11 protein-coding genes and 1 tRNA gene are annotated in these 11,838 nt (G+C 55.6%); 6 read left to right on the forward strand and 6 right to left on the reverse strand.

The annotated features are described in order from the left end of the window. Position 1 precedes the first annotated feature (1 nt). On the reverse strand, positions 2–1,045 hold the full coding sequence (locus AAC636_RS02480; protein ID WP_340300287.1) for a saccharopine dehydrogenase: 1,044 nt from the start codon (positions 1,043–1,045) through the stop codon (positions 2–4). Positions 1,046–1,312: 267 nt separating this feature from the next. On the opposite strand from AAC636_RS02480, the gene AAC636_RS02485 reads away from it, so the two are divergent. Next, entirely contained in the window at positions 1,313–1,705 is a 393-nt protein-coding gene (locus AAC636_RS02485) for a DUF4329 domain-containing protein (protein WP_340300288.1), read from the forward strand. A gap of 204 nt (positions 1,706–1,909) precedes the next feature. On the opposite strand, the gene ykgO is transcribed toward AAC636_RS02485, so the two are convergent. Next, positions 1,910–2,035, reverse strand: coding sequence for a type B 50S ribosomal protein L36 (ykgO, locus tag AAC636_RS02490; protein WP_012177066.1), 126 nt, complete (start codon positions 2,033–2,035; stop codon positions 1,910–1,912). A gap of 63 nt (positions 2,036–2,098) precedes the next feature. After that, positions 2,099–2,173: transfer RNA gene (locus AAC636_RS02495), tRNA-Val, on the reverse strand. A 174-nt stretch (positions 2,174–2,347) separates the two neighbouring features. Here AAC636_RS02495 and AAC636_RS02500 point away from each other — a divergent pair. Continuing rightward, complete coding sequence (locus tag AAC636_RS02500) at positions 2,348–3,232, forward strand: N-formylglutamate amidohydrolase (protein WP_340300289.1); 885 nt, start codon at positions 2,348–2,350, stop codon at positions 3,230–3,232. Here AAC636_RS02500 and AAC636_RS02505 read toward each other — a convergent pair whose 3' ends face one another. Together AAC636_RS02505 and pyrF are read right to left on the reverse strand one after the other, a co-directional pair. Beyond that, complete coding sequence (locus AAC636_RS02505; RefSeq protein WP_340300290.1) at positions 3,233–4,486, reverse strand: DNA polymerase IV; 1,254 nt, start codon at positions 4,484–4,486, stop codon at positions 3,233–3,235. An 11-nt stretch (positions 4,487–4,497) separates the two neighbouring features. Then, positions 4,498–5,193: an orotidine-5'-phosphate decarboxylase gene (pyrF, locus tag AAC636_RS02510; protein ID WP_340300291.1), complete on the reverse strand. Its 696-nt coding sequence runs from the start codon at positions 5,191–5,193 to the stop codon at positions 4,498–4,500. 144 nt (positions 5,194–5,337) lie between these two features. Between pyrF and AAC636_RS02515 the strand changes: the two genes are divergently transcribed. Both AAC636_RS02515 and clpB read left to right on the forward strand, forming a co-directional pair. Then, positions 5,338–6,111, forward strand: a complete 774-nt coding sequence (locus AAC636_RS02515) for a hypothetical protein (protein WP_340300292.1) — start codon at positions 5,338–5,340, stop codon at positions 6,109–6,111. Positions 6,112–6,228: 117 nt separating this feature from the next. Further along, positions 6,229–8,844, forward strand: a complete 2,616-nt coding sequence (gene clpB / locus AAC636_RS02520; RefSeq protein WP_340300293.1) for an ATP-dependent chaperone ClpB — start codon at positions 6,229–6,231, stop codon at positions 8,842–8,844. A gap of 58 nt (positions 8,845–8,902) precedes the next feature. On the opposite strand, the gene AAC636_RS02525 is transcribed toward clpB, so the two are convergent. Further along, positions 8,903–9,385: a fasciclin domain-containing protein gene (locus AAC636_RS02525; protein ID WP_340300294.1), complete on the reverse strand. Its 483-nt coding sequence runs from the start codon at positions 9,383–9,385 to the stop codon at positions 8,903–8,905. Between the two features lie 324 nt (positions 9,386–9,709). On the opposite strand from AAC636_RS02525, the gene msrP reads away from it, so the two are divergent. Together msrP and msrQ are read left to right on the forward strand one after the other, a co-directional pair. Continuing rightward, positions 9,710–10,615: a protein-methionine-sulfoxide reductase catalytic subunit MsrP gene (gene msrP / locus AAC636_RS02530; RefSeq protein ID WP_340300295.1), complete on the forward strand. Its 906-nt coding sequence runs from the start codon at positions 9,710–9,712 to the stop codon at positions 10,613–10,615. A 1-nt stretch (position 10,616) separates the two neighbouring features. Further along, complete coding sequence (msrQ, locus tag AAC636_RS02535; RefSeq protein WP_340300296.1) at positions 10,617–11,228, forward strand: protein-methionine-sulfoxide reductase heme-binding subunit MsrQ; 612 nt, start codon at positions 10,617–10,619, stop codon at positions 11,226–11,228. The last annotated feature ends 610 nt before the right edge of the window (positions 11,229–11,838 follow it).

Genomic DNA, 11,838 nt, shown 5'->3' on the forward strand with positions numbered 1-11,838 from the left:
CTTAAACTTGTGCGATATGGTGGTCAAAGCGGGCCTTGGCGCGGCCCCACACGCCTTGGGTCAAATCCCCTAACCCGTGCAAAGATGGCAAAAGCTGCGCGGCGTAATCTTCCGAACTTTCTAGCGGCAAGAGAGAGGGTAGATTGTCAATCGCCGTGACATCTAATGGTGGCGCATCATGCACCCGCAACGCAGGTTCCCCCCATGTGGTGACATGATCATAGACCTTGATGGGCGAGAAATCGGAACTTGGATCGCAAGCAATATCCCCAATGACGCGCAATGTGCGCGGGGCCTCTTTGGCGCTTTGCGGCACAAATACGGGCACAGAAGGATCCGCGAGAATGCAATTGAGAAACATTTCATGATCCAGAATTTCTGGGAATGGCCCGCCTGAGGCCGTTTCTGCCATGTCCCAAGCAGTCACTGGAATACCAAGTGCCGCGCAAAGATCGCGCGCGCCTGTCCCGACCCGCCCCAAGGCACCGATGATGATGGCGCGGGGCAGATCAATTGCTGTCATCTCACGCTGCAATTCGGCAATCAAAGTGTCTTTGTTGGGATAGCCTTGGATCGGCCCCATGACGTTGGGTTGTGCAATAAGTGCCTTCAGCGACAATGCCGCGCCCGCGAACCCCGCCCAATATCCAAAGGCGGCTACACGGCGGCCATTTTCATCGACCAGATATTCCAAATCGTAAAGCGTGCCGCCGCCCGCCTTGAATCGTTTCAACAACCTTTGTCCTGCAGGTTGGCCCTTATAGGCATGTCCGAACATGATGTGACGATGGTGCAGGGGTTGATCGGTTTCTGGCAATTCTTTGAGGCCGAAGATGATCGCATCTTGGGGGGCATCAGCCCATGAGGCAAAGGGTGCGGTTGCACAGCCTGCCTTGATATACCCCTCCAAAGGGATCACGCGCGCAGGGCTTTCTTCAACCGTAATTTTCATGCCTTTGGCGATCAGTGCGGCAGCGCCTTCGGGGGTTAGTCCCACCCGCTCCTCGCTTTCGCGTTCTTCGGCGCGCAGCCAGATATGTGTCATGCCCTCTTCCTTCCAAATGCGGGTCTGTCTTTAGGCGAGCCAGCTTTTTGCGGTAACCGCGCTTTTGGCACAAAAGCGCATATGCGCGGGCGAGTTGCAAGACGGCGCATCATCGTATCTGCGGCGGTGTTATTGTGTTTTTTATGCCTCTTTTTAGGGAATTGTGGGGCCGTTTGGTGTGCCGTGTCGCAGAAAACTTGCCCCATTTTGGTGCGGGCCGCAAATTTGCGACAAGAGGGGTTTCTTGGGGTTTTATGAAAAATGAAGATGCGGCACATAGTGATGCTTGGGGCTTTTGGCCTTTGTCCGATCATGGCCACGGCCCAACCTGCGGGCGAGATGGAGGCGGCGCGCGAGATATTGTTAGAACTGCAAAGCCGATCTTTCGCGGAGAATCGTGAATATTGCTGCTATATTGGCCTGATGCCCGATGGCACCTATATGGCGACCGAGGTGACACGGGGGACATCGGATTCCTGTCTGTCGCGTGGGGATGAAAGCCGCTTTGTCGAGGTTACGGCATCCTTCCACACCCATGCAGGCTATGATCCTGATGCCGATAGTGAGGTGCCGTCCGTTGAGGATCTCGCGGGCGACATAGACGAAGGCGTCAATGGATATGTCGCCACACCGGGGGGGCGGCTATGGTTCAATGACTGAGGGGATGGGGTCGCCTATCTGATCTGTGGGCCGAATTGCATGGGCCAAGATCCGCGTTATCGTGAGGATGTCTCAGATCAAATCCAAGACAGCTATAGTTTGGACGAATTAGAAGATCGCCAATCTGGTTGGTAGGCTCAAAGAAAAAAGCCGCCCCAAAAGAGGGCGGCGTTTTTCATTAGATCATAAGCTCTTGCGCTTGGCTTAGCCCTGACGGGCTTTGAAGCGGCGCTGCGTCTTGTTGATCACATAGACGCGGCCCTTGCGGCGCACGACGCGGCAATCGCGGTGACGCTGCTTGAGCGAACGGAGCGAATTCTTGACCTTCATGGGTCTTCTCCTTCTCGCGGCGCGGCGGTGCGCCTTTGTTCGTTTGGCACGGGATTGTGCCGATGGTGGGCGGTACTGGGATCGAACCAGTGACCCCTACGATGTCAACGTAGTGCTCTACCGCTGAGCTAACCGCCCGATGTCCTTACGGATCGCACCGCTTGTTCCACGCGGCCTTAAGGTAAAGCCAAATGAAACAGAAAAACGGACGTCACGAGCCAAGCCCGTTCCGCAGTAGCGCGGTCTTTAAAAGGAATCGCGGGGCGGTTCAAGGGCTTTTGGTATTTTCCAGAACTGGGCTATATCCAACACATGAGAAACGCACAAAATAGCAGTCCCGCCTATGATTTGACCTTGCCAGAGGTGCATCTGGCCCCTGTTGTTGTGGCTTCGCCGCATTCTGGTGATGTCTATCCTGCAGAGTTTCTGGGCGCGATTGATATTGATCCCCACCAAATCCGCAGTTCCGAAGATGCGTTTGTGCATCTTTTGGCGGAACGCACTGCTGAATTTGGGGTTCCGTTTTTAAAGGCTCGATTTCCGCGTGCCTATGTTGATCTCAATCGCAATGCGGATGAATTGGATCCCGCTGTCATCTTCGGGGTGGCGCGGGGGGCGGCATCGCCACGCATTGCGGCAGGGCTTGGGGTGATTCCGCGCGTGGTGGCCAATGGGCGCAGCATTTATCGCGGTAAGATCACCCTCGCTGAGGCTGAGGCGCGTCTGGCCCGTGTTTGGCATCCCTATCACGCCTGTCTGAGTGATTTGATGGCTGCGGCGCGCGCGCAATTTGGCCGCGCCATTTTGCTGGATATGCATTCCATGCCCCATGACGCCTTGGGCGCAGCTTTGGTGGGCAGCAAAAGTAAGCGCCCCGATCTCATTATAGGGGATCGGTTTGGTGGTGCCGCAGATCGTGAGATTGTTGATCTTGTCCATACCGCCTTTGAAGAGCAAGGGTTCACTGTGGCGCGCAACACGCCCTTTGCAGGGGCGTATATTGCCCAAGCCTATGGCAAGCCGAGCCGCGGGCTTCATGCTGTGCAAATCGAAATTGACCGCGCTCTTTATATGGATGAGGCGGCGATTGCCCAAAATGATGGGTTCGAAGATACCCGTATGCGGGTCACAGCGGCTTTGGCTCAGGTCATTGAGGCCTTTAAGGAAACTGACGCGCAGCCCCTTGCCGCTGAGTGATCATCGCAGCGCGCGGCCCTTTACGATCGCTTGATCGCCAAATTTTTTGCGAATTTCATCCGAGGCGCGTTCCGCTTGGAAGCGTTTGGCCTCTTGTGGGTCAAGCAGATTGCCTGCGCGATCCCCCTGAGCTTCGGGGATCAAATCCCCCAGCCCCAAACCGATCAGTCGAAAGGGCGCAAATTTCAGATTAGCCGCAAGCAATTGCGCGGCTTGCGCATAAATGCGGTCTGCCATTTGCGTGCCATCGGGCAGAGCGGTCTGGCGGGTCAGCGTTTTGAAATCATGGGTTTTCAATTTCAATACCACAACACGCCCTGCAAGCCCCTGCGCCTTTGCGCGTGCCGATAGCTTTTCTGCCAGACGCCAGATATGTCCATCGAGCAAATCAGGATCACGGAGATCATTGGGAAAGGTGGTTTCGTTTGAGATTGATTTCACCTCGCGCGTAGCCGAGATTTTGCGGTTGTCCCGTCCGAAAGACAAATCATGCAGTCGCGCGCCCCATGCGCCGAAACGTGCGATCAATTCATCTTTGGGCCAACGGCGCAGATCACCGATTTTGTGAATGCCCGCCGCCTGCAAATTCGCCTGTGCGGCTGCGCCAATTCCCCACAGCATCGACACGGGCTTTTGGGTCAAGAAATCTTGTGTTTCCGCTTGGCCAATCACCGCAAAGCCCTGTGGCTTGTCGAGGTCAGAGGCGATTTTGGCCAGAAATTTATTATGGCTGAGGCCAATCGACCCCGTCAGCCCCAATTCGGTTTTCATTCGTTTGACCAAGCGCGCTAACATCACAGCGGGCGGGTGACCATGCAATTTGCCCGTGCCCGAGAGATCCAAAAAGGCCTCGTCAAGGGATAACGGCTCAATCGCGGGGGTCAGTTCGTTCATCAATGCGCGAATTTCGCGCGAGACTGCCGCGTAATGCGACATCCGCCCCCGCAGCACCACCGCGTCAGGGCAAAGTTTAAGAGCCTGAAACATCGGCATGGCAGAGCGCACGCCACGGATGCGGGCAATATAACAGGCAGTTGAGACGACACCACGCCGCCCGCCACCGATGATTAGGGGTTTATCCGCAAGGTCGGGATTGTCCCGTTTTTCCACCGAAGCGTAAAATGCGTCACAATCCATATGCGCGATGGATAGATCGAACAGTTCAGGATGAGAGATCACATTTGGCCGCCCGCAGTCGGGGCAGCGGCTGCCTGCCTCAAACTCGCTCAGACAATCGCGGCAGAGGGCGGGCATGGGCGGCGCCCTTAGCCAATCTCCGCCAACACGGCGCGGGCGGCTGCAGCGGGGTCGGCGGCTTGCCAGATTGGGCGACCCACCACGATGTGATCGGCACCATCCGCGATGGCTTGGGCTGGTGTGGCAACGCGCTTTTGATCGCCAAGCGCGCTGCCTGCGGGGCGCACACCTGGGGTGATGATGAGGCGTCCTGCGGCCTCGGGCAGGGCGCGGATCATTGCGGCCTCCTGTGGTGAGGCGATAACCCCATCTGCGCCCGCTTCGAAGGCACGCGCAGCGCGGGTTGTGACCAGATCGGGAATGTCGCCTGCGGTGATCAGGCTTGCGTCTAAATCCGCACGATCCAGTGAGGTGAGGATGGTCACAGCCAGTATCTTGGTCTTGTGACCAGAAGCGCCTTCTTTTGCCGCGCGCACCACATGGGGATCACCATGCACAGTCAGAAAATCGAGGTCGAATTGGGCAAGCCCGCGCACCGCCGCTTCGACTGTTGCGCCGATATCGAATAGCTTCATGTCGAGGAAGATGCGCTTGCCGTGTTCGTCTTTCAGCTCTTGTGCCAACGCAAGCCCGCCGCCCGTCAGCATCCCCAAGCCGATTTTGTAAAAGCTGACTGCATTGCCAAGTTTGACGGCCAATTCTAAACCCGCCACCGCATGTGGCACATCAAGGGCAACAATCAAGCGGTCAGATGCAGCGGTCATTGGACGTCCTTATTCATGGGTTGGGCTCCAGTCCCGTGGTAGCGATGCTTGGCCCGTGGGTCAATTGCCCGACCAAGACAGCATTGACGCGCCCTTCTGCAAGCTTCATTCTCAAGATAGCTAAACTGGACGGAACGTCAGATCATGAAATTGTCGATTGAAGTGTCGCGTGACGATGCAAAGCCCGAACAGGGCCCTGCGCGTGTGGGGTGGTTTTTGACCGAAGAAAAAGGCGCAGTGCTTTTTGATGCGCCCGAACGCGTGGCCTCTCGCGGGGCCAACCGTGCGCATGCGAAATCAGCAGCGCGCTGCCCTGCCGTGGTTCAGATGGAAAGCCGCTACTTTATGGTGCGCTGCCCCTATGATCTGCATTTAGGATTTGGGCGTGACAAAGATGGGAAGGCCGTCTTGATCAATCGCGCAGGCACGAGCAGCGCAATCCGTGGCAATAAGATTGCCCAAGTGGTGACCTTGGTGTCCGAGGCGGAATGGCGCTATGCTGATCGCCCGACCATTCAGCTTGCGCTGCCCTACTGCTTCATTGCGGATGAGCCCATCTATCTGACTCAACTTGCCGCTTTTGCCCACTACCGCACAGACCCCCTTCCGGGCACGATTTTTGGGGGGCGGTTTCCGCTGCATATTTGGCCGCGTCCGCTGATGTGGGCGTTCGAATGGCACCAAACGGAGAAATATTTGGTGCTGAGGCTGGGGGAGCCTCTATTTTATGTCCAGTTGGAAACCCATGACCCCGCCCGTGCAGTTAAATTGGTTGAGGCGGCCCGCACAGCGGAATTGATGGGGTATATGAATGAGCTTGCCGCAGTGACGAATTGCGTCAACCAAACATTCTCGCGCTTTGAGGCGGCGGAGCGCTTGCGGCCCGCAAAACTTTTGTCAGAACGCATTCGCGATTGAGCCTTAACCCTTGAACAAGGCGCGCTGACCTCCCAAGTTTAAAGAGAAGGCCCGAAAGATGCATCATGCCGCAAAGCGGGTGGTGTGAGACGGGTGCTTAGATGAAGGAGACAGACGATGAACTTTGAAAAGTTCACAGACCGTGCGCGCGGGTTCATTCAGGCCGCTCAAACAGTGGCGCAGCGCGAAGATCACCAAAAATTGGCACCAGAGCACATGCTGAAAGCCCTGCTTGACGATGAGCAGGGTATGGCAGGCAATCTGATCACCAAGGCAGGGGGCGATGCGCGCGAAGTGCGCGCCGCTAATGATGCCGCCATGGCCAAATTACCCAAAGTCACAGGGGATGCGGGGCAGGTTTATATAGACAGCCAAACCGTAAAGGTTTTGGACGAAGCCGAAAAGCTTGCCACCAAGGCGGGCGATAGTTTCGTGCCTGTTGAGCGGATTTTGACCGCCTTGGCCCTTGTGAAATCGCCAGCGAAATCTGCGCTTGAGGCGGGCGGGGTCAATGCTCAATCCCTGAACGCTGCGATCAATGACATCCGTCAGGGTCGCACGGCTGATACGGCCTCAGCTGAAGATGGCTATGAGGCTCTCAAGAAATATGCGCGCGATCTGACGCAAGCTGCGCGGGACGGGAAGATTGACCCGATCATTGGGCGCGATGAGGAAATCCGCCGCGCGATGCAGGTTCTCAGCCGCCGCACCAAGAATAACCCCGTTCTGATTGGAGAGCCGGGTGTCGGGAAAACCGCGATTGCCGAAGGCCTTGCCTTGCGCATCATCAATGGTGACGTTCCCGAAAGCCTGCGCGATAAGCGTTTGATGGCTTTGGATATGGGCGCGCTGATTGCAGGTGCGAAATATCGCGGTGAATTCGAGGAAAGGCTGAAGGCGATTTTGAAAGAAATCGAGGCTGCATCTGGTGAAATCATCCTCTTTATTGACGAGATGCACGTTCTGGTCGGGGCGGGCAAATCTGATGGTGCCATGGATGCGGCCAATCTGATCAAGCCTGCGCTTGCCCGTGGCGAGCTTCATTGCGTGGGTGCAACCACGCTCGATGAATATCGCAAATATGTTGAGAAAGATGCCGCTCTGGCGCGGCGGTTCCAACCTTTGATGGTCGAAGAACCTGGGGTGGAAGACACAATCTCTATCCTGCGCGGGATCAAAGAGAAGTATGAACTTCACCACGGGGTGCGGATCTCAGATGCGGCGCTTGTGTCCGCGGCCACCTTGTCGAAACGCTATATCACGGACCGATTCTTGCCCGATAAGGCGATTGACCTTGTTGATGAGGCTGCAAGCCGTTTGCGGATGGAGGTCGACAGTAAGCCCGAAGAATTAGACGCGCTTGATCGTCAAATCCTGCAAATGCAGATCGAAGCTGAGGCGCTCAAGAAAGAAGAAGACAGCGCCAGCCGTGAACGGTTGGAAAAGCTTGAGAAAGAATTGGCCAATTTGCAGGAGCAATCTGCGCAAATGACGGCACAGTGGCAGGGCGAGCGCGACAAGCTTGATGCAGCGCGCAAGCTGAAAGAGGCGCTTGATCAAGCGCGGGCTGAATTGGATCAGGCCAAACGGCGGGGCGATTTGGGTCGTGCAGGTGAATTGTCCTACGGGGTGATCCCTGATCTCGAGCGGCAATTGGCCGAGGCTGAGAATGCTGAAGAAGATGTCATGGTCGAAGAGGCTGTGCGCCCCGAGCAAATTGCCGCTGTGGTCGAGCGTTGGACGGGGATCCCCATGTCCAAAATGTTGGAAGGGGAGCGGGAAAAGCTTTTGCGGATGGAGGAGGAGCTTGGCCGCCGCGTCATCGGCCAGCGCGAGGCGGTTTCTGCCGTCAGTCGTGCGGTGCGGCGCGCGCGGGCAGGGCTTCAGGATGAAAATCGCCCGCTTGGGTCATTCCTATTCCTTGGGCCAACGGGTGTAGGGAAAACCGAATTGACCAAAGCCTTGGCTGAATATCTCTTTGACGATGATCAGGCGATGGTGCGGATTGATATGTCCGAATTCATGGAGAAACACGCGGTTGCACGTTTGATCGGCGCGCCTCCTGGATATGTCGGATATGACGAAGGCGGCGTTCTGACCGAAGCCGTGCGCCGCAGACCTTATCAGGTGATCCTCTTTGATGAGGTCGAAAAAGCACATCCCGAGGTGTTCAATGTCCTGTTGCAGGTCTTGGATGATGGTATCCTGACTGACGGCCAAGGGCGGCGCGTTGATTTCAAACAAACCTTGATTGTGTTGACGTCAAATTTGGGGGCGCAAGCGCTCAGTCAGTTGCCAGATGGTGGGGACATTGCGGGCGCCAAGCGCGATGTGATGGATGCGGTGCGGGCACATTTCCGCCCCGAGTTCTTAAACCGCCTAGACGATATGATTGTGTTTGATCGTTTGGGCCGTGCCGATATGGGTGGGATTGTTGAAATCCAGCTTGGGCTTTTGGCGAAACGCCTTGCTGCGCGTAAAATCACCGTTGATCTGGATGATGCGGCCAAGGATTGGTTGGCCTCCGAAGGATATGATCCTGTCTTCGGGGCGCGGCCCTTGAAGCGGGTCATCCAACGCAGCCTGCAAGACCGGTTGGCAGAGATGATCTTGGCCGGTGAGGTCAAGGATGGCGCGCGGGTTGTTGTCAGTGCATGCGCGGATGGCCTGATCATCGGTGACAGGGTGGCGGCCACAAATCGCCCCAAACCTGATGATGCCGTGGTGCATTAAGATCGAAGAAGGCCCCGCATCTTGCGGGGCCTTCTTTATGCGCAATCCGTGCTGCGGATTACATTGGAGGCATGATCACCTTGTCGATGACATGGATCACGCCGTTTGACGCTTCGATATCTGCGGTAACAACATTGGCGTCATTGACGATTACACCATTATCAAGGTCGATGGTGATATCTGCGCCCTGAACGGTTGCGGCAGTCATGTCATCAGAAAGATCCCCAGACATCACCGCGCCTGCGATGACGTGATAGGTCAGGATTGCGACAAGCTGATCACGGTTTTCTGGCAAGAGGAGGGTTTCAACTGTGCCTTCGGGCAGGGCGGCAAACGCTTCGTCTGTTGGTGCGAACACGGTGAGAGGGCCTTCGCCTTTCAGCGTCTCAACCAGACCCGCGGCTTCGGCAGCAGCCAGAAGCGTGGTAAAGCTGCCTGCGGCTGCGGCCGTGTCAACGATATCCTTCGAGTGACCCATTGCAAAAGCCGAAGTGGCAAAAGCTGCGGTTGTGGCAAGTGCAAGTGCAGTGCGTTTGAACATGGTTAGCCTCTTAATCAATATGGGGTTAAAGTTCAGGTTGCCGTCTCGCTGCGAAATGGATGCAAAAATAGAGATAACAATAATGCAGATGTGAATGCGCGTGACTTGACGCGCGGCGTATCGCGCCTAAGCGCGGCGCATCGCGCCTAAGCGCGGCGCATTTTGATCTTCCAATAAATTTGATGTGATTGCGTGTGAGCCTATGTGAATGGAAGTGCGATCACGCGTTGCAAACAGTTTCGTGAGATCGTGCAACAAGGCTTGGGAAATGGCGCATCTGCGTCCATGTTCTTCGCAAACCGTGACGACAGAAAGGGTAAGCTGATGGCAAGACGTTGGACAAATGATCTGAGCATTGCAGATGCCACGCCTTATGCGGCCTATATCAACCGCCGCCAAATCATGGCGAGTGCGGCAGGTTTGATTGGTGCAACCGCCCTTGGCCTTGGTCGGGCAAACGCGCAGGAGCTTATCCCGAATTCTTGGGAAGAGATTACCTCTTATAACAACTACTACGAATTCGGCACGGGCAAAGAGGATCCTGCCAATAATGCAGGCAGCCTGACAACTTCGCCTTGGACGATTGAGGTGGATGGGTTGGTGGACAACCCTGGAACCTATGATCTGGCCGAGTTGATTGATGGTCTTGAGGTTGAAGAACGCATCTATCGCTTTCGCTGTGTCGAGGCGTGGTCGATGGTCATTCCATGGAATGGGATCGAACTTGCAGATATTCTGACACGGGTCAGTGTTCAGGAGGGCGCAAATTATGTGGCGTTTGAAACTGTCATGCGACCAGACGAGATGCCTGGCCTGCGCTACCCTGTTTTGGATTGGCCGTATCGAGAGGGTTTGCGCCTAGACGAGGCGATGCATCCGCTGACGATTATGGCCACGGGGATTTATGGCCGCCCTATCCCCAATCAGAATGGCGCGCCGATCCGTTTGGTGGTTCCATGGAAATATGGCTTCAAGTCGATCAAATCGATTAGTCGGATCACCTTGACCCGCGATGAGCCATTCGCCAGCTGGAATCGCGCCAATCCGCGTGAATATGGCTTCTATTCCAATGTGAACCCTGAGGTGGATCACCCGCGCTGGAGCCAAGCCACCGAACGGCGGGTGGGCGCAGGGTTGTTTGCAGGGCGGCAGCCAACACTGATGTTCAACGGATACGAGGCCGAGGTGGCATCCCTTTACGAGGGAATGGATTTGGCGGCCTATTATTAAGATGCGCTTGCTTGATCTTAGTCGCGCAAATGGCGCGCTGCGGCGCGTCCCCACAGCAGCCATATATATAGTGAGCGCGTTGTGGGCCGCGTGGTTGTTTTATCTTGCCGCAACGGGCGGGCTTGGGGTCGAGCCGATTGAGGCCCTGGAGCATCGCTACGGGCTATTGGCGCTGCAGATGCTGATTGCTGTTTTGGCCGTTACACCGCTGCGCCAATTCACGGGGCTGTCCCTTTTGCGGTTTCGCCGCGCTTTGGGCGTCAGCGCCTTTGGATTCGTTTTGGCGCATTTCTTAGTTTGGGCGATTCTGGATCTGGGCGCATGGGATGCGATTGTCGCGGATATTATAAAGCGGCCCTATGTGACCTTGGGCATGCTAGGACTCCTTTTGTTGATCCCGCTTGCGCTGACATCAAATGATTACGCCTTGCGGCGATTAGGGGTGATCCGTTGGCGCCAATTGCATCGTTTGGGTTACCTGGCCACGCTCTTTGCGGCGATTCATTTCATTTGGTTGGTCAAAGGCCTGCAATTCGAGCCGCTGATCTATACCGCGATTCTGCTTTTCCTACTGTCTTTGCGCCTTCGAGGCAGAAAATCGGAGACGGCCTAGGGTGAATCGGGGGGATTCTACGAGATCCCGACTCGCACGAGTCGTGTTCGGTTGACTGTGCTGCGCAATGATAAGCTAAATCTAGCGGTCATTGCGCAAGGAACCACAAGCGTGGGGATAAACGGCCAGAAATTCTATGGTCCGAGCCACAGCGTGGATGAGGGACTCTGACCGAATTCAAAGAAATTGCAGGATTTGTGAAAAGCTAACCTATTGAAAAATAGAAATATTCAAAGAAAATTGCAAAAAATGTCATCTTTCTGAAAAAAAGCCCTTGCGGCCACCCGCGCCGATACGTAAATACCCCCTCACCGGCGGCGCTGAGGCGCTAACGGGACGCCAGACGGAACGAACGGCAGCAGCCAGACAGACCTAAAGGCTAACAAAAATTGAGATAAATGAGGCGGGCAGCGTTAGAAAGAATTAGCGCAGTCGGTTAAATTTTGTCTCTCGCTCTTTGAAATTGCTGGTTACTGAAGAGATATGTGGGCGGTTTGGTTCATTCGATGGATCAACAATCTGCATATCGGCTCACTAGACTTCGGTCGATGATGTGAGTGTCAGCTTCACTGTTTGTACGGCTTTCGGTTTCTTATGAAACCATAAGCAC

It is taken from the genome of Roseobacter sp. HKCCD5988 (genome assembly GCF_037830355.1).
In the GTDB taxonomy this organism is placed as follows: domain Bacteria; phylum Pseudomonadota; class Alphaproteobacteria; order Rhodobacterales; family Rhodobacteraceae; genus M30B80.